This is a genomic window from Lysinibacillus sp. NPDC093688 (genome assembly GCF_050280145.1).
Taxonomy (GTDB): domain Bacteria; phylum Bacillota; class Bacilli; order Bacillales_A; family Planococcaceae; genus Lysinibacillus; species Lysinibacillus xylanilyticus_B.
This window is the reverse complement of record NZ_JBNNUX010000054.1, coordinates 1-18,126: the sequence shown is the minus strand read 5'-3', so window position 1 is coordinate 18,126 and position 18,126 is coordinate 1. Positions and strand designations below refer to the sequence as shown.

At 37.6% G+C, this 18,126-nt stretch carries 16 protein-coding genes; 15 read left to right on the top strand and 1 reads right to left on the bottom strand.

The annotated features are described in order from the left end of the window. Positions 1–272 precede the first annotated feature (272 nt). On the top strand, positions 273–662 hold the full coding sequence (locus ACQKN2_RS23485; RefSeq protein ID WP_427417077.1) for an FxsA family protein: 390 nt from the start codon (positions 273–275) through the stop codon (positions 660–662). On the opposite strand, the gene ACQKN2_RS23480 is transcribed toward ACQKN2_RS23485, so the two are convergent. After that, positions 646–1,611 carry an AI-2E family transporter gene (locus ACQKN2_RS23480; protein ID WP_323649093.1) on the bottom strand — a complete coding sequence of 322 codons (966 nt, stop codon included), beginning with the start codon at positions 1,609–1,611 and terminating at the stop codon, positions 646–648. The two genes, ACQKN2_RS23485 and ACQKN2_RS23480, sit on opposite strands and share 17 nt — an antisense overlap. 253 nt (positions 1,612–1,864) lie before the next feature. On the opposite strand from ACQKN2_RS23480, the gene citZ reads away from it, so the two are divergent. The 14 genes from citZ (at position 1,865) to coaE (ending at position 17,835) form a co-directional block, all read left to right on the top strand. Then, on the top strand, positions 1,865–2,980 hold the full coding sequence (citZ, locus tag ACQKN2_RS23475; protein WP_427417076.1) for a citrate synthase: 1,116 nt from the start codon (positions 1,865–1,867) through the stop codon (positions 2,978–2,980). A gap of 80 nt (positions 2,981–3,060) precedes the next feature. Beyond that, a complete protein-coding gene (icd, locus tag ACQKN2_RS23470) occupies positions 3,061–4,323 on the top strand; it encodes an NADP-dependent isocitrate dehydrogenase (RefSeq protein ID WP_427417075.1) in 1,263 nt (420 codons plus the stop codon). Positions 4,324–4,740: 417 nt separating this feature from the next. Beyond that, complete coding sequence (mdh, locus tag ACQKN2_RS23465) at positions 4,741–5,679, top strand: malate dehydrogenase (RefSeq protein WP_427417074.1); 939 nt, start codon at positions 4,741–4,743, stop codon at positions 5,677–5,679. Positions 5,680–6,169: 490 nt separating this feature from the next. Then, positions 6,170–6,610: a MaoC/PaaZ C-terminal domain-containing protein gene (locus ACQKN2_RS23460; RefSeq protein ID WP_323649193.1), complete on the top strand. Its 441-nt coding sequence runs from the start codon at positions 6,170–6,172 to the stop codon at positions 6,608–6,610. A 52-nt stretch (positions 6,611–6,662) separates the two neighbouring features. Then, positions 6,663–7,379 carry a response regulator transcription factor gene (locus ACQKN2_RS23455; protein WP_427417073.1) on the top strand — a complete coding sequence of 239 codons (717 nt, stop codon included), beginning with the start codon at positions 6,663–6,665 and terminating at the stop codon, positions 7,377–7,379. Then, entirely contained in the window at positions 7,376–8,911 is a 1,536-nt protein-coding gene (pnpS, locus tag ACQKN2_RS23450) for a two-component system histidine kinase PnpS (protein ID WP_427417072.1), read from the top strand. The genes ACQKN2_RS23455 and pnpS overlap by 4 nt, the downstream gene beginning before the upstream one ends. A 367-nt stretch (positions 8,912–9,278) precedes the next feature. Then, positions 9,279–9,647 carry a CidA/LrgA family holin-like protein gene (locus tag ACQKN2_RS23445; RefSeq protein WP_427417071.1) on the top strand — a complete coding sequence of 123 codons (369 nt, stop codon included), beginning with the start codon at positions 9,279–9,281 and terminating at the stop codon, positions 9,645–9,647. Then, the gene (locus ACQKN2_RS23440) at positions 9,644–10,357 is read left to right on the top strand and encodes an LrgB family protein (RefSeq protein ID WP_427417070.1); all 714 of its coding nucleotides are present in this window, start codon (positions 9,644–9,646) and stop codon (positions 10,355–10,357) included. Before ACQKN2_RS23445 ends, ACQKN2_RS23440 begins: the two co-directional genes overlap by 4 nt. A gap of 180 nt (positions 10,358–10,537) precedes the next feature. Beyond that, positions 10,538–11,542 carry an FtsH protease activity modulator HflK gene (gene hflK, locus ACQKN2_RS23435; protein WP_427417069.1) on the top strand — a complete coding sequence of 335 codons (1,005 nt, stop codon included), beginning with the start codon at positions 10,538–10,540 and terminating at the stop codon, positions 11,540–11,542. Next, positions 11,542–12,552 (top strand): protease modulator HflC, encoded by a 1,011-nt coding sequence (gene hflC, locus ACQKN2_RS23430; protein WP_427417068.1) that lies wholly within the window; start codon positions 11,542–11,544, stop codon positions 12,550–12,552. The genes hflK and hflC overlap by 1 nt, the downstream gene beginning before the upstream one ends. A 526-nt stretch (positions 12,553–13,078) precedes the next feature. Continuing rightward, entirely contained in the window at positions 13,079–13,510 is a 432-nt protein-coding gene (locus ACQKN2_RS23425) for a DNA polymerase I (protein ID WP_427417067.1), read from the top strand. 205 nt (positions 13,511–13,715) lie between these two features. Beyond that, a complete protein-coding gene (gene polA / locus ACQKN2_RS23420) occupies positions 13,716–16,343 on the top strand; it encodes a DNA polymerase I (protein WP_427417066.1) in 2,628 nt (875 codons plus the stop codon). A gap of 12 nt (positions 16,344–16,355) precedes the next feature. After that, a complete protein-coding gene (mutM, locus tag ACQKN2_RS23415; protein ID WP_427417065.1) occupies positions 16,356–17,228 on the top strand; it encodes a bifunctional DNA-formamidopyrimidine glycosylase/DNA-(apurinic or apyrimidinic site) lyase in 873 nt (290 codons plus the stop codon). A gap of 13 nt (positions 17,229–17,241) precedes the next feature. Continuing rightward, entirely contained in the window at positions 17,242–17,835 is a 594-nt protein-coding gene (gene coaE, locus ACQKN2_RS23410; RefSeq protein WP_427417064.1) for a dephospho-CoA kinase, read from the top strand. The last annotated feature ends 291 nt before the right edge of the window (positions 17,836–18,126 follow it).

Genomic DNA, 18,126 nt, shown 5'->3' with positions numbered 1-18,126 from the left:
AAAAGCATCACGTCCTGTGATAACGCCTTCGTGACCAACATCCTGTTGCCCCGACGCCCCCAGGAAAGCGCCCAGTCGGAACGGAAATCAACCCCAAGTTATGGTGATGAGCTAATTTTGCCTAGTTAATCGGTCCCTCGTGGAAAGAGAATTTACTATAGAAAGAATAACGTCGTCTTCTCTTTAATGTGGTCCATTATTTTTTAATGAAACTTTATGGGCTATAATAACGTATAAAAGGTATAGCGTTTTTAGCTAGAAAGGAGAAAAATATGAGAAAAGTTTTTCTTGGTTTCATTGTCTATGCATTAGCCGAATTGGCGTTATTAATAGTAATTGGACAAAGTATTGGTGTTCTAAATACATTATTACTTATAGTCGCTACGAGTATTATAGGTATTTATATAGTGAAAAATAAAGGTATGAATTCTGTACAAAAGGTAAAAAATACGATAGCACGGGGAGAAGCTCCAGGGTCAGCATTAGTTGATACTGTATTAAATTTCAGTGGTGGTGTACTTCTAGCATTACCAGGTTTTATAACAGATCTTGTTGGTTTATTATTGCTACTGCCTTTTTCTCGTAAAATGTTCCAACCAATCTTTTATTATTGGATGCGGAAAAAAATGAAAAAAGGTCAATTTATCATCGTTCAAAAATAGAATTTTCCTTTAGTTTAACAGCCAAAAATAAAAAGATGGGGCTAAGTAAAATTCCGTAAAAACCAAATAATAAAATAGAGGCAGCACTGATGAAAAAGGTGTGGAAAGTCCGTAATTGTAATGTGTTTGACCAAAGCATGGAATCAGCTAGCTGCCTTGTTAATTGAACGAAGAGATACAAAAGTAAAATAGCAACACATAAAAAGGTATTGCCTTTTAAGTAAAAATAAATGCTCATGGGTACAAGAAACACTCCAATCCCAAAGAATGGAAGTACATCTGCAAATGCCACTATAAAAGCTTTGATGATGGCTTGTTCAAATTGGAGAATCATGAATCCCGCACAAAGAATGAGCAGTGTAATCGTGAACAGCTGAAACTCCACATACAAAAAGTAATGAAATAGCTGCATAATTTTGGAAAAATGCGACTGCCACTCATTGCGAAATTTTTTAGGCACATATTGAAAAAACCAATACCGGGATTTGCGAGTTTCCAATAGGGCGAAATAGTAGGCGACAAGGAATATAAATACTTCAATTACATGTTTCATGAATAGTTGGAAAATATTAGCCATGTATAAAAAGATTGAATCGAAAATAGAAAGCGATTTTTCCTTTAAAACTTGGATAAACATTGATTCATATTCGTTGAAAAGTGGAAAATTTTGTAGTGTTTCTCGGATTTCAGGGAAGACAAGAATAATGCTGTTTATAGAAATGATAACGAGAAGGAGAATGCAAGTTAGAATAAGTGCTTCCACGATAATTGCTGCAAGCCAATAGGCAATCCTACAATAAGAATTAAGAAATTTTATGATAGGATACGTAGAAAAAGACAAAAAAATCGCGAGAGATACGGGTAATACGAACCACAATATTACCAAGTAAAATATAAAAAACAAAACACTTATAGTTCTTTCGTATGAAAAGTATTTAATATTCCTCATTTTTACAAATTCACCCCGTTTCAATTGATAAATTAATGTCAAAACGCGAAAAAGAATCTCTTTCAGACGTATATATAATCGCTCGTGCGCCTTTTTCTTTATTCGGAGGTTTTTCATTCACAAAGCTGTCAAAAATGATTATAATAGCAATTGTAAGCGATTTACTTAATGGTTCATATGAGCAAAAAACGTAAATGCGACCTAATAAATGCATTTACAACTAAAAAATATAAATATGAGGGAGCGATAATTTATGTCAGCAACTAAAGGTTTAGAAGGTATCGTAGCAGCGGAATCTAAAATCAGTTCAATTATCGATGACACACTTACATATGTTGGTTACAACATTGATGATTTAGCAGAGAACGCGTCATTCGAAGAGGTAATTTATTTATTGTGGCATACTCGTTTACCAAAAGAAGACGAGCTAGCTGAATTAAAACAACAATTGGCAGACAACATGTCTATTCCGCAAGCAATTGTAGACCAATTCAAAACATACCCACTTTCAACTGTACATCCAATGGCTGCACTACGTACTGCAGTATCTTTACTTGGTGTATTCGATGAAGAAGCGGATGTTATGGATACAGAAGCTAACTATCGTAAAGCTATCCGTTTACAAGCTAAAATTGCTACAGTAGTAACTGCATTTGCACGTGTTCGTAAAGGTTTAGAGCCAGTTGCTCCAAAACCAGAATTAGGATATGCTGCAAACTTCTTATACATGCTTAAAGGTGAAAAGCCAGCAGCAATCGAAATTGAAGCATTCGACAAAGCGTTAGTATTACATGCTGACCACGAATTAAATGCATCTACATTCACTGCACGTGTATGTGTAGCTACATTATCAGATGTTTATTCTGGTGTAACTGCAGCTATCGGTGCATTAAAAGGACCACTTCATGGTGGTGCAAATGAGCAAGTTATGAAAATGTTATCTGAAATCGGCTCACTTGAAAACGTTGAATCTTATATTCAAAATAAATTAGACAACAAAGAAAAAATCATGGGCTTCGGTCACCGCGTATACCGCAAAGGCGACCCACGTGCACCACACTTACGTGTAATGTCACAAAAATTAACTGAGCTAACTGGTAAACCAGAGCTTTATGAAATGTCAGTTAAAATCCATGACATGATCGTAGAACAAAAGAAATTACCTGCAAACGTAGACTTCTTCTCTGCGTCAGTGTATGATTCTTTAGGTATTGATCATGACCTATTCACACCAATTTTCGCAGTATCACGTACTTCTGGTTGGGTAGCTCATATTTTAGAGCAATATGCTAACAACCGCCTTATCCGTCCACGTGCAGAGTATGTTGGACCAGGTATGCAAAAATATGTTCCAATCAGCGAGCGCTAATTTGGAAAATATGCTAGAATATTTGGGACTGTGTTACCTATAACACAGTCCTATGATTATGAATTTAGGAGGCAACATCCATGTCAAACAAAATTGTAGTTGAAAATGGCGTACTTAATGTACCAAACAATCCAGTGATTCCTTTCATCGAAGGTGACGGAATCGGTCCTGATATTTGGGCTGCAGCATCACGCGTAATCGACGCAGCAGTAGAAAAAGCTTACAACGGTGAAAAGAAAATCGAATGGTTAGAAGTTTTAGCTGGTGAAAAAGCATTCAACCAAACTGGTGAATGGTTACCACAAGAAACTTTAGACAAAATTAACGAATACCTAATCGCAATCAAAGGTCCTCTTACTACTCCAATCGGTGGTGGTATCCGCTCTCTAAACGTAGCATTACGTCAACAACTTGACCTATATGTATGCTTACGTCCAGTACGTCACTTTGATGGAGTACCTTCTCCAGTTAAACGTCCAGAAGACGTTGAAATGGTTATCTTCCGCGAAAACACAGAAGACATCTATGCTGGTATTGAATTCGAATCTGGCTCTGAACAAGCACAAAAAATCATCAACTTCCTACAAACTGAATTTGGTGTTAACCAAATCCGCTTCCCAGAAACTTCTGGTATCGGTGTAAAACCTGTATCTAAAGAAGGTACTGAGCGTTTAGTACGTTCTGCTATCGAATACGCTATTACTCATAAACGCCCATCTGTTACTTTAGTACACAAAGGTAACATCATGAAATTCACTGAAGGTGGATTCAAAAAATGGGGTTATGAATTAGCTGAAAAAGAATTTGCTGATCAAACTTTCACTTGGAACCAATATGATGCTATTAAAGCTGAACAAGGTGAAGAAGCAGCGAACAAAGCACAAGCTGACGCTTTAGCAGCTGGTAAAATCTTAGTTAAAGATTCTATCGCTGATATCTTCTTACAACAAATCTTAACTCGTCCAAATGAGTTCGACGTAGTTGCTACAATGAACTTAAACGGTGACTATATTTCTGACGCATTAGCTGCTCAAGTTGGTGGTATCGGTATCGCTCCAGGCGCAAACATTAACTATGTAACTGGACACGCGATCTTCGAAGCTACTCACGGTACAGCTCCAAAATATGCTGGTCAAGATAAAGTAAACCCATCTTCAGTATTACTTTCAGGTGTATTAATGCTTGAACACTTAGGATGGCAAGAAGCAGCTGACATGGTTACTAAATCTGTAGAGAAAACAATTTCTTCTAAAGTTGTAACTTACGACTTCGCTCGTTTAATGGACGGCGCTACAGAAGTAAAATGTTCAGAATTCGCTACTGAATTAATCAAAAACCTTTAATTTTCTATTTTAAATAGAAATTATTGTTAAAGCGGAAGTATATTCTGCCGATATAATTAGGGTGAAATGTAAATTTCTATTGAACTTAGCTTAATAAAATATTTACGATGAACTTGTTTAATCGAGGGAGGAGAATTTATTCTCCTCCCTCTTTTAATTTCTTTCAGCGCCCGCTGAAAGAAGCCTCTGGCGGATGTCACGGAATCGGAATGGAGTTCACATAGGATGTTAGCCTAAAAGCATCGCATCCATGCGATAACGGCTAACTGACCTGCATCGGTAAAAACGCCACGTCCTGTGGCATTACCGAAATGACCGACATCGTGTCGGCCCTCACGCAGGCCTAAAGCCGATTCCTGACGCAATTATGCCGAGGCATAATTGATTAAATAACCTAATTTAAAGGAGCGTATTCGAATGTCTCTGAAACGAAAAAAAATCTCAGTAATCGGTAGCGGTTTTACTGGCGCTACTGCAGCATTTTTAGCAGCTCAAAAAGAACTTGGTGATGTAGTGTTAGTGGATATCCCTCAAGCTGAAAACCCAACAAAAGGTAAAGCTCTAGATATGTGGGAAGCTGCACCAGTGCAAGGCTATGATTCTTATGTTAAAGGTACTTCTAATTATGCGGATACTGCCGATTCTGATGTAGTAATTATCACTGCTGGTGTTGCTCGTAAACCAGGTATGAGCCGTGACGATCTTGTTCAAATTAACCAAGATGTGATGAAAGCTGTTTCCAAGGAAATTGCTAAGTACTCACCAAATGCAACAATCCTCGTACTTACAAACCCAGTTGATGCAATGACTTACACAGTATTCAAAGAAACTGGTTTCCCAAAAAATCGTGTAATAGGTCAATCAGGTGTACTCGATACGGCTCGTTTCTGTGCATTTGTAGCCGAAGAACTTAATATCTCAGTAAAAGACATCACAGGTTTTGTTTTAGGTGGGCATGGTGATACAATGGTGCCACTAACTCGCTACTCATTCGCTGGTGGTATTCCATTAGAATCATTAATCCCAGCAGATCGTCTTGAAGAGATTGTTGACCGTACACGTAAAGGTGGCGCTGAAATCGTTAACCTTCTTGGTAATGGTTCTGCATATTATGCTCCTTCAGCGGCGCTTATTGAAATGGCGGAAGCTATCATTAAAGACCAAAAACGTATACTTCCATCTATTGCATACTTAGAAGGCGAATTTGGCTACAACGATTTATACCTAGGTGTTCCGACATTATTAGGTGCAAACGGTGTAGAAAAAATCTTTGAACTTGAATTAACAGACAATGAAAAAGCAGCTTTAGATAAATCGGCAGAAGCAGTCCGCGATGTTATGAAAGTTTTAGCTTAATAAAAGTTTATGAAATCGAGTAGGATTCATTCCTACTCGATTTTATGTTGTTGAAAAACTATTATGTCAATGAAATTAAAGTGTCATATTAATTAAAGTATGACTCTTTGGCAAAGCGAGTGGTTGATTTCCGTTCCGACTGGGCGCTTTCAAATATTCATACTTATGAATATTTGAGAGAAAGTGTACATACTAAGACAAACAAAAATGTACATTTCGATGCGAACATTTATAGCGTTGAAATACATAAATTTATAAGAAATTCTAAGCTATCGCTGATTGTAGTGGAAAGCGAGTAGCCTGAAACGGAAATCACCCCCACGTTATGGTACTAAACTTTAATCAATTTCGCCTTGAAGTAATGGTAGCTGTCGCACAGATGAACCCATTTTGCTAAATGAAGATAAAATGGTTATTCTGCTTTTCGTTGTACTTTTGGAATAAAATTGATACTATGAAGGTATATGATAGAAAAGGGGTTGGCGTATTATTGCTTCAAAAAAACAGTAAGCTTGGTCTCACTATTGATGAAATTACAGTTGGCGAGAAGATTCATATAACCGAAAAGATAGAAGATAAGGATTTATTGCTTTATTTAGGTCTTACGAATGATAATAATCCACTTTATATACAACATGATTATGCTGCAATGACACCTTTTCAAAAGCCAATCGTACCAACAATCATGTTAAATGGCATTATTACTTCAGCTGTGTCAAAGTATATTCCTGGACCAGGTGCACGAATTATTGAGCAACATATAAAATATTTAGGACCGCTCTATCATTATGAATTATTTGATACTCTTTTAGAGGTAACAGAAGTAAATAAATTACAAAATACGATTACTGTATCTGTACACTCATATAATGAGCAAAAGCAGCTTGTCATTGAAGGTACTTTACTGGTGACACCACCACTTACTTTATAGACGTCTTGAGATTTGAAATGGGGGTTTCAAATCACTAACGGAGGCATTACACATGACAAAAACGATTTTAGTTGTTGAAGATGAATTTTCTATTGCGACATTATTGAAATATAATTTAGAGCAGGCTGGATATGTTGTAGAAACAGCTGCAGATGGTCAAGAGGGTCTTGATAAGGCAATTGACTTACAGCCAGATTTAATTTTATTAGATTTGATGCTTCCAAGACTTGATGGTATGGAGGTTTGTAAGCAAATTCGTCAACAACGTATGAATACACCTATTATTATGCTAACAGCAAAGGATGACGAGTTCGATAAAGTACTTGGTCTAGAGCTAGGGGCAGATGATTATATGACGAAGCCCTTTAGTCCACGCGAAGTGTTAGCGCGGGTAAAGGCTGTTTTAAGACGTTTTACACAAAATGTAGTGGCTGAAGATAGGAATGGGCCACAAGAGAAAATGTATGAATTTGGACAATTACGTGTCTTTCCAGAGCGTTTTGAAGTGTTTTTACACGATGAAGCACTGGAATTTACACCAAAGGAATTTGAGCTACTTATTTATTTACTTGACAATAAAAACCGTGTTTTAACGCGTGATCAGCTATTAAGTGCTGTATGGAAGTATGATTTTGCTGGCGATACTCGAATTGTGGATGTGCATATAAGCCACCTTCGCGATAAAATCGAGGAAAATAGCCGTAAGCCGATATTCATCAAAACAATTCGCGGCCTTGGCTATAAATTCGAGGAGCCGAAAACGACATGAAATCAATGAGCAACCGCTTATTCTTGACATTCATGCTATTGCTTGGAACGATACTAGCTGTCCTAATGATTGTAATAGGTCAGCTTTTTCCTGTTTATATAGAACAGTACAACGAGCAGGCTAGTGTAGAGATGCAAGAATCCATTAACCAAGTATTAGATGAACGAAAGATTGAACTATCTAAGGAAGATAAAGAGGCGCTATATGCTGCGCAAAACATTGAGGCTAAAGATTCTCTATTATCGACTGTTCATGCACGACTTTATGTAGTGCTAGCGATTCTATTTATCATAGCGCTTATGTTAATGGCTATTGTAAGTCGCTATATGATTCGAAATTTCACTGCACCTATTGATAACGTGACAGATACAGCACTTGAGCTGGCGAAGGGAAATTACCGTGCTCGTGCCCATGAAAATGAGCATGCACGCATGATGCCGCTTAGTCACTCCATCAATATTTTAGCGCGTAATTTACAGGATATAACGACGATTCGCGAGGTAGAAGAGGAAAGGCTTAAAACGTTAATTGAAAACATGGGAAGCTCCCTCATGATGATTGGACGTGAGGGAAATATATCTATCGTGAACCGTGTATTTTTAGAGCGTTTCGGTATGCAAATTGACGATGTGCAGGGTAAAGTTTTTCGTACAATAGGCTTACCTAAATCATTAGAGCAATTTATCGACCATGTGTTTCTAACAGAAATGCCTTATCGACAACAAATTAAAATGGAGGTCCAACAGGAGCTATATAATAAGGAAGTGTACGGAGCGCCTGTTATAGGAGATCATGGTCGATGGCTTGGTGTCGTTATCGTTATGCATGATATTACAGAGCTTGTTCGTTTAGAGCAAATTCGTAAGGACTTTGTAGCAAACGTATCCCATGAATTGCGTACACCTATTACATCTATTAAAGGCTTTTCTGAAACATTACTGGATGGTGCGTATAAGGATGAAAAAATGCTCCTATCTTTTTTAGAGATCATTTATAAAGAAAGTAACCGTCTGCAGATGCTTATCCAGGATTTATTAGAGTTATCGAAAATTGAACAGCATGGTTTTACCGTTAATATTATGCCGATGGGCTTGCAAGATGTCCTTATACGTGGGGCAGAGCTGACAGGACCTCGTCTAGATGAGAAAAATATGAGCTTTTATGTTGATATAGAACGTGATGTTCAAGTTATGGGTGACGCCAATCGTATTATTCAAATTGTCACTAATTTAATTACCAATGCCATTACGTACTCTCCAGAAAATACAACCGTTACAATTCGATTAAAGGAAAATGAAACGCACGGCATTCTTGAAATAGAAGACCAAGGTATAGGGATTGAAAAGCATGAAATTGCTCGTGTCTTTGAGCGCTTTTACCGTGTGGATCGTGCGCGAAGTAGGAATTCTGGGGGAACAGGTTTAGGGCTTGCTATTGTGAAGCATTTAGTAGAGGCGCATCATGGTCGCATTCAGGTAGAAAGTGAAGTTGGTGTAGGGACAAAAATGATTGTCATGATTCCGAAAAATTAACGAATTCTTTACAATAGCACAATTTTAAATTCACAATGAGGTCGTATACTTGTTAGTAGAAACCCCCTATATAATTGTTAAGACTTTAAAATAGCCTACAAAATCTTTATATATAATAAGAAGATTTTTTAATTGTATTGATTAGTTATCGCCAATAGGAAGAATCTATTACCAAACTTTTGGGTAATAGATTCTTTTTCTGTTTTACACGAAACGCAAATAGGTGTAAAGTATAGTAGCATAATGTTCAACTGATAAGTAGTGATACTAGTTAGATGAACAAATCAGGCTTATATGGTCAGTACTTATTTAGAAGAGATCTATATTCTGACCGATAAAGCTGGATAAAAAAGAGAGAAGGATGACCATGAAAATCGTCAATAGTATCGTGCAAATCGGCTATCTTTATGTAATTTTATTTGTTGGAAATAGCATTGCACGCCTACTTCACTTGCCGATTCCAGGGAGCATAATTGGACTAGTCTTATTGTTTTTACTTTTGCAGTTTCATATTATTAAGCTTGAATGGATTGAGCTAGGTGCAGCTTTATTACTTAGTGAACTATTACTATTTTTCATTCCATCTGCAATCGGAGTAATCGATTATACTGCATTATTCGGTGTGCAAGGTGTGAAAGCTGTTCTTGTTATTGTATTGAGTGCCATAGTTGTCATGTTTGCAACAGGTTTCACAGCACAATTGCTAGGGCAACGAAAGAAAGGTGATACTGCATGAGCTTTTTAATAGCTATAGTAAGTTTACTAGGTACTATGGCAGTTTTTTATAGTAGTAAAATGTTTTATAAAAAGTATCAGAAGGAATGGTTAACACCTATACTGATGACACCGTTAGTGGTCATTATTATTTTGTTACTAACGGGTACATCTTATAAATCCTATACTGCAGGAGCCGGTATTTTATCAAATTTACTTGGACCAGCAACAGTTGCGTTTGCGGTACCAATTTATAAAAATTTTAATCTATTAAAGAAACATGCTTTTGAAATTTTTCTAAGTATTGCAGTTGGCTCAGCCGTTGCCATTACATCTTCATTTATCATTGCCGTAGTAATTGGATTAAATAATGAGCTTGTGCATAGCTTAGTTCCACGTTCAGTTACGACACCAATAGCAATGGACATTTCCAATATGATTGGTGGCTCTCCTACGCTTACTGCTGTTTTCGTTATGGTAACTGGTATTTTAGGGAGTCTCATAGCACCGTTAGTGATTAAAGTATGTCGTTTCCATCGACCATCCTCTAGAGGACTAATGTTAGGAATGGGAGCGCATGGCACAGGTACCTCTAAAGCATTTGAACTTGGTGAGCTTGAAGGTACTTTTGCGAGTCTTGCTATGATTGTAGCTGCATTAATTAGCATTGTTTTATCAACAACCTTTTTCCCAGCATTTGAACATCTAGTTGTCAATATCCTGTTGCCTTAATTGGTAACAGGATATTTTTTTGGATTTAAGATGGAGGACCAGTTCATAAACGTTTGGTGAGCTTCACGGTGTTCCTTATGTCAAACTGCCTAAAATAAAGTGTTAGTTTATTAAAATATTTTGAAACTTTTCGGTAAGTGTCCCGTATACAATAGTACTAAGCTTAAGGGAGGATTAGACATGAGTGTGAAAAGGTCACTAATGATGGTGGGACTTGGGATTTTTGCTATTGTTGCACTTGTTGCTGTATTTACATCGTGGTACACGGTAGATGAATCAGAACAAGCAGTTGTCATTACGTTCGGTCGTGCTGATGATACAGTAACAGAACCGGGTTTACATTTTAAGTTACCTTGGCCTGTACAATCGGTTGAGGTTTTATCGAAGGAAACATTTAGTTTGCAGTTCGGCTATAAGCAAAATAAAGAAGGGGAATTGGAAGATTATGATGCCGAAACAAAAATGATTACAGGGGATGAGCATATTGTTTTAACAGACCTTGTAGTTCAATGGAAGATTACAGAACCGAACAAGTATTTATTCAGCTCACAAGATCCAGAAAAAATATTACATAGCGCTACGTCGAGTGCGATTCGCTCCATTATCGGAAGTTCCAAAATCGACGCTGCGTTAACTGAAGGAAAAGCAGACATAGAAGCAAAATCACGAGATTTACTCGTTTCTCTTATTGAAAAATACGATATAGGTATAAGTGTTTTAGGGGTAAAACTACAGGATGTGGAATTACCGAATGCAGATGTGCGAGCAGCCTTTACAGCTGTTACAGATGCACGTGAAATGAAGAATACAAAAATAAATCAAGCAGAAAAATATGAGAATCAGCGAATGAGTGAGGCGAAAGGTGAAAAGGATGCAATTATCTCGAAGGCTCAAGGTGAAAAAACAGCGCGTATTGAGCAGGCTCAAGGGGATGTAGCTGTCTTTAATAAAATGTATGAGCAGTATAAGGGCAATCAACAGATTACACGCGAACGTTTAATTTTGGAAACACTTGAAAATGTATTACCAAAAGCACAAATTTATTTTATGAATGATGATGGGAATACAATGAAATACTTGCCTCTTCAAGCGTTGCAACCTGCAAAACAGGAGACACCTGCAACACAGGAAACAACTACGACACAGGAAACACCAAAAGAGAAAAAAGAAGGGAGCGGTAACTAATGGATCAAAAAAATAAGGATCTTGAAAAATTCCTGAATTTTTTATCGGGTAAATCCAAAAATACTGCTTCGAAAGAAGGGGATACAGGGGATAATGTAATTAAAATGTCGAAAAAAAGCCCGATGAATCCCAAAAAATATATTTCTCTTGCTGTCACTTTAACTGCCGTTTTCGCCATGGCTATTATAGTATTTGCGAATGTTTATATTGTTAAAGAATCCGAATACGCAGTTGTTAGGCAGTTTGGGGAAGTAGTGAAATTTCAGAGTGAGCCTGGCCTGAAAATAAAGGTTCCATTTATTCAAAGCGTCACAAAGCTACCAAAAAATCAGATGACTTATGAAATGTCTGAAGAGGAAATTAATACAAAAGATAAAAAACGAATAATTATTGATAATTATGCAGTTTGGCGTATTACAGATCCAAAGCAATTAATTTCCAACGCAGGAACAATAGAAAAAGTTGAAACACGTATGGAGGAGTTTATCTATTCCGTTATTCGATCAGAGCTTGGTCGAATAGAATATACGGAAGTTATTAATGATGAAAACTCTTCACGTGGGAGTATCAATGATCAGGTAACTGCGCGTGTCAATGAGCTACTCTCAAATGATAAGTATGGAATAGAAGTAGTAGATGTTCGTATTCGTCGTATCGACTTGCCTACTGATAATGAGCAAGCTGTGTTTACTAGTATGATTTCGGATCGTGAATCAAAGGCGCAAATATACCTATCAGAGGGTGACGCTCAGAAACGCCGTATTGAAGCTCAAACGGATAAGAAAGTGCAAGAAATGCTCGCAACAGCAAAAAAGGATGCAGCATTGATTCAAGCGGAAGGTGAAGCAGAAGCAGCTAAGATTTACAATAAATCGTTCTCACAAGATCCTGAATTCTATTCGTTGTACCGTACATTAGAATCATATAAGAAAACTGTAGGTGAAGATACGGTCATTATTTTGCCATCTACTTCACCATATGCAAAAATATTATCTGGCTATATAAAATAATACTATTATTCTTGCAGGGATAAGTATATGAAGTCGTCTCAATTTTTTTGAGACGGCTTTTTTACACTATTCATGAAACTGACAAGAAGTTTTATATGGTATTTTTATACAATCTGTGAAAGTATTGTTTAATGTAGGCAAAATTTAAATAAGTTGATTGGAGTGGAGACTTGGCGACTCCTCGGGGATCAGCAATAGAGGAACGAAGGCTAAAACCATCACATCCTGTGATAACGCCTTCGTGACCAACATCCTGTTGGCCCGAGACCCTGGAGCGAGCAACGCGAGTGAAGCGGCTCATCGGACGCCCCCAGGAAAGCGCCCAGTCGGAACGGAAACCAACTCCACGTTATGGTGAGGAGTCTTCATATAATTTTAGGAGTTTCTAATCATATTATTTATAAATATCTTTCAATTATAGATGTTATTACATGAAAATGATAAAAATTTATAATTTTGTGTTTCGTAGATGAATATAATCTGATAGAATGATAATGTTGAAAAATAAAAAATGGGGGTAATAGTTGTGAAGTTGCAAATTAGCAAGTGGCTCCAAAATTTAGGGATAGCCTGTAGTATTGCATCGTTATTTACACTTTTCTTCCGTCTATCAGATTTTGCATGGATCACAAAAAGTGTTTATCATATACCAGTATTTTTTGTCATTTTGTTTTTATTAGGTTTAGTCATTGCTGAGGATGTACGCAAGATATTTAAAAGAATATTTTTGTACGAGAAACGCAAGGTTAAACGTCCTATATGGCAAGTAGGGATTGGCTTTATTATCTTCTTAGCGCAAATCAGCACTGTAATGGTGTTCGATACAGAGCTTACACATCCACAGCTTGGCGGTATGCCGATGTTTTTAGTGTTTGCCTTTATGAATGCCTTTATTTTGACTGTTATATATGAAGAAATTTTTTATCGTAAAGAAAAAACAAATAAAGTCAGTGAGTAACATCGGAGAAGTCAATTACAATGAGTGATTGGCTTTTTTTTTATTGTCGAACGTAAGCTAATCTATTGATGTAGAAAATTTGGCGATTTTCAACGTTATGATTGGTAAAATAAACGTTTTCTCGATAAAGTAAAAGGAAGAGGCATTTTCAAACATACGTTTTCGTTTTACAATTAAGAAGACGAAAACGCAGGAGGATAAAATCATGACAAAGGAAAAATTGCTATTATTGGACGGCAATAGTTTAGCATATCGCGCTTTTTTTGCGTTGCCATTATTGACGAATGATAGTGGAATTCATACGAATGCAGTGTACGGCTTTACAACAATGTTACAAAGAATATTAGAGGAAGAGCAACCAACGAAAATTTTGGTTGCCTTTGATGCGGGTAAGACAACCTTCCGTCATGAGACATTTACGGAATATAAGGGTGGTCGACAAAAGACTCCACCAGAATTATCTGAGCAATTCCCTTATATACGTAAGCTTATCGATGCTTATGGTATTAAGCGATATGAACTTGAATTGTACGAAGCGGACGATATTATTGGAACACTTTCCAAAGAAGCTTCATCACACGATATGGATGTCATCGTAGTATCGGGAGATCGTGACTTAACACAGCTCGCGACTGAGCAAGTAACAGTATACATTACGAAAAAAGGTATTACTGAAATTGAAAAAAATACACCAGCCTTTATTGCAGAAAAATACGGCTTAACGCCCGAGCAAATTATTGATATGAAAGGTTTAATGGGGGATTCTTCAGATAATATCCCTGGTGTACCAGGTGTCGGTGAAAAAACGGCAGTTAAATTACTGAAAGAACATGGTTCAGTGGAGTCGCTTTATGCGGCAATGGATACGGTGAAGGCTTCTAAAATGAAAGAAAAATTAGTTGCCAATGAAGAACAGGCACTAATGAGTAAAAAGCTAGCTACTATTTTTACAAAAGCGCCGATTGATATAACACTTTCTGATCTTGCTTATAATGGTCCGAATGAGGAAGAATTAATTAGTGTATGGCAAGAGCTTGGTTTTAAATCATTACTAGATAAAAGTGATTTTACTGTCCAAGAAGAGGAACAAGCGCCTTTTGACTATGAAATTGTGCAAGAAATAAAGCAAGAGCATTTAAAAGATGTAATGGCAGTGCACTTGGAGTTAGAGGACGAGCATTATCATACATGTCAGCAACTAGGTTTTGCACTAACAGATGGAGCGAAAACAATGTACGTGCCGTTTGATCTTGCGGCTAAATCCGATGTCCTTCGCCTCTGGTTAGAAGATGCTACAAAAGTAAAGTACATGTCTGATTCAAAAGCATCTCAGGCTGCGTTAAAACGTGCGGGAATACATTTAGCTGGTGTGGAATTTGACTTATTACTTGCGTCTTATATTAATAATCCTGCGCTAAGTGGAGATGATGTGGCAACTCTTGCGAAAGAACTGGGCTATCGTAATGTGCAAGCAAATGAGACCGTTTATGGTAAAGGGGCGAAACGAGCTATACCAGCCATTGATGCACTTGCTGAGCATGCCAGCCGCAAAGCCTTTGCTGTGTGGTCTTTACAGCCAAAGCTTGAGGCATTGTTAAAGGAAAATGAACAGTTCGAACTCTATAAAAACTTAGAACTTCCGCTTGCCTCTATTTTAGGGGAAATGGAAAGTGAGGGTATCACGGTCAATCGTGCCACATTAGAGAAAATGGGTCAGGAATTAAATGACAAGCTAATTGTTATCGAACAAGCAATTTATGCTGAAGCAGGAGAAACCTTCAATATTAATTCACCAAAGCAATTAGGTGTTATTCTTTTTGATAAACTTGGCCTTCCTGTTATTAAAAAGACGAAAACAGGCTATTCCACTGCAGCAGATGTCTTGGAAAAATTAAAACCAGAGCATGCTATTATTGAGCATATTCTTTTGTATCGTCAGCTTGGAAAATTACAGTCAACTTATATCGAGGGCTTACTAAAGGAAATCCATACAGAGGATGGAAAGGTGCATACTCGATTCCAGCAAGCATTAACAGCTACTGGACGTTTAAGCTCAACGGATCCGAATTTGCAGAACATCCCGATTCGTTTAGAAGAAGGACGAAAAATTCGTCAGGCATTTGTGCCATCGAAAGAAGATTGGATATTATTTTCTGCCGATTATTCGCAAATCGAATTGCGTGTATTAGCCCATATGTCGAACGATGAAAATTTAGTTGAAGCTTTCCGTGAAGGTATGGATGTTCATACACGTACAGCAATGGATGTCTTCCATGTTTCAGCAGAAGAGGTCGATAGTAATATGCGTCGCGCTGCAAAAGCGGTGAACTTTGGTATTGTCTATGGGATTAGTGATTATGGCTTATCACAAAACTTGGATATTACTCGTAAGGAAGCGGCTACATTTATCGAGAAGTATTTTGCAAGTTTCCCAGGTGTGAAACAATATATGGATGATATCGTTCAAGATGCGAAGTTTAATGGTTATGTGACAACGATTTTGAATAGACGTCGATATTTACCTGACATTACGAGCTCGAATTTCAATCTACGAAGCTTTGCAGAGCGTACTGCCATGAATACACCAATTCAGGGAAGTGCAGCTGATATTATTAAAAAAGCAATGATTGATATGGATGCTCGTTTGAAAAAAGAAAATATGCAGGCAAAAATCCTTTTACAAGTGCATGATGAATTAATATTTGAAGCGCCTAAAGAGGAGATTGCATTGCTTGAAAAAATAGTACCAGAAGTTATGGAGAATGCAATCGAGCTTTCAGTACCATTAAAAGTAGATTATAACTACGGTGCAACTTGGTACGAAGCAAAGTAAGGAGAGGTTAAAATGCCTGAATTACCAGAGGTTGAAGGTGTCGTCCAGGCATTAAAACCTAAAATTGAAGGGCGGACAATTCAACAAGTTCAACTATCTGAAATTATTCGTTTTTCCTTTCGGGAGGGAAAGCAATGTATCGTGAAGCAAGCTGAGCCTGATGCATTTGAAATATCGTTGTCTCAAATGACGATTACAACCATCGAACGACGTGCAAAATACATCTTTTTTCATTTACTGAAGGAAGATGTCCCTTATGTGCTTATTAGTCATTTAGGGATGACGGGTGCTTGGTTTGTGGTAAATTCACCTGAGGAAATCCAAGAGGCGAAATTTAAAAAGCATATTCATGCTACATTTCAAATGGTAGATGGTGGCTATTTAATTTATTCAGATATACGCCGTTTTGGTGAACTACGTATTTTAACAAAAATTGAGGATCATGCACCATTAACAAAAATGGCACCAGAGCCATTCGATGAAATAGCATGTGATTATTTTATTGCGAAATCAAAGTTGCCGAAATATGAGAAAAAGGCCGTTAAGGATGTAATTATGGATGGGCAGGTCATTTCGGGCTGCGGCAATATTTATGCAACAGAAGCATTATTTGCGCAAAAAATTCATCCGGCCCGCACAATGAATCGCATCAGTGAAAAGCGTAAGCGTGCATTATTCGAGGCGATTGTCGCTATTTTACGCCAAAGCATTGAAGCAGGAGGTTCAACAATTTCAGATTACCGTAATATAAATGGTGAGGCTGGAAGTATGCAGAATCGACTGCAGATGTATGGAAAGAAGATGTGTCCAACGTGTGGAACTGCAACGAGCCAAATGACGATAGGTGGGCGAACATCAGTCTTTTGCCCAAATTGTCAACATTAAAGGGGATTTAACTATGATTATCGGACTAACAGGAAGTATAGCGAGCGGAAAAAGTACAGTAGTAAAAATGATGACAGCACTCGGTTTACCGATTGTCGATGCAGATATAGTAGCGCGTGATGTTGTTGAACCAGGAACGGAGACTTTAAAGCTAATAGCTGAAAATTTTGCACAAGATATATTGCTAGAAGACGGGAGTTTAAATCGTGCTAAGCTTGGCGATATTATTTTTCACGAACCTGTAAAGCGTAAAATGTTAAATGATATTATGCATCCTGCCATTCGCAAGGAAATGTTACGCCAGCGCGATGCGTATATAGAGGCCGGAGAAAAGCATGTTGTGATGGATATTCCGCTTTTATTTGAAAGTAAGTTACAGCATTTTGTCGAGCGTATTATCGTGGTATCGGTTAGTGAAGAGGTACAGCTCCGTCGATTAATGGAGCGTAACAACTTATCGAAGGAGGATGCACTAGCTCGAATGCATTCTCAGTTACCTATGTCAGTCAAAGAAAAAGGTGCTCATGCGGTTATTTACAACAATGAAAATTTAGAACAAACAGAGCAACAACTGAAAAAAATCCTGACATATTGGGACGTATTATAATTAATTAAAAATCTATAAAATCATTCGATGTGTAGCAATGACATATTGCTACGCATTTCATATTGTTGAAAAATTATTGTGTCAATGAAATTAAGGTGTCATATTAAATAAAGTATGGCTCTTTCGGCAAAACGAGTGGTTGATTACCGTTCCGGCTGGGCGCGTTGTCGCTGCCGCTTCGCTTTCGCACAGAGCGAAGCTTCCTGGGGGCGTCCGATGAGCCGCTTCACTCGCGCTGCTCGCTGCAGGGTCTCGGGCCAACACGATGTTGGTCACGAAGGCGTTATCACA

Excerpts from the sequence above, each read along its gene's own strand:
- pnpS (WP_427417072.1), top strand. The coding sequence starts at position 7,376 with ATGAAATCAATGAGCAACCGCTTATTCTTGACATTCATGCTATTGCTT.
- ACQKN2_RS23485 (WP_427417077.1), top strand. The coding sequence starts at position 273 with ATGAGAAAAGTTTTTCTTGGTTTCATTGTCTATGCATTAGCCGAATTG.
- ACQKN2_RS23445 (WP_427417071.1), top strand. The coding sequence starts at position 9,279 with ATGAAAATCGTCAATAGTATCGTGCAAATCGGCTATCTTTATGTAATT.
- mutM (WP_427417065.1), top strand. The coding sequence starts at position 16,356 with ATGCCTGAATTACCAGAGGTTGAAGGTGTCGTCCAGGCATTAAAACCT.
- ACQKN2_RS23455 (WP_427417073.1), top strand. The coding sequence starts at position 6,663 with ATGACAAAAACGATTTTAGTTGTTGAAGATGAATTTTCTATTGCGACA.
- polA (WP_427417066.1), top strand. The coding sequence starts at position 13,716 with ATGACAAAGGAAAAATTGCTATTATTGGACGGCAATAGTTTAGCATAT.
- hflC (WP_427417068.1), top strand. The coding sequence starts at position 11,542 with ATGGATCAAAAAAATAAGGATCTTGAAAAATTCCTGAATTTTTTATCG.
- ACQKN2_RS23480 (WP_323649093.1), bottom strand. The coding sequence starts at position 1,611 with ATGAGGAATATTAAATACTTTTCATACGAAAGAACTATAAGTGTTTTG.
- citZ (WP_427417076.1), top strand. The coding sequence starts at position 1,865 with ATGTCAGCAACTAAAGGTTTAGAAGGTATCGTAGCAGCGGAATCTAAA.
- icd (WP_427417075.1), top strand. The coding sequence starts at position 3,061 with ATGTCAAACAAAATTGTAGTTGAAAATGGCGTACTTAATGTACCAAAC.
- mdh (WP_427417074.1), top strand. The coding sequence starts at position 4,741 with ATGTCTCTGAAACGAAAAAAAATCTCAGTAATCGGTAGCGGTTTTACT.
- coaE (WP_427417064.1), top strand. The coding sequence starts at position 17,242 with ATGATTATCGGACTAACAGGAAGTATAGCGAGCGGAAAAAGTACAGTA.
- ACQKN2_RS23440 (WP_427417070.1), top strand. The coding sequence starts at position 9,644 with ATGAGCTTTTTAATAGCTATAGTAAGTTTACTAGGTACTATGGCAGTT.
- hflK (WP_427417069.1), top strand. The coding sequence starts at position 10,538 with ATGAGTGTGAAAAGGTCACTAATGATGGTGGGACTTGGGATTTTTGCT.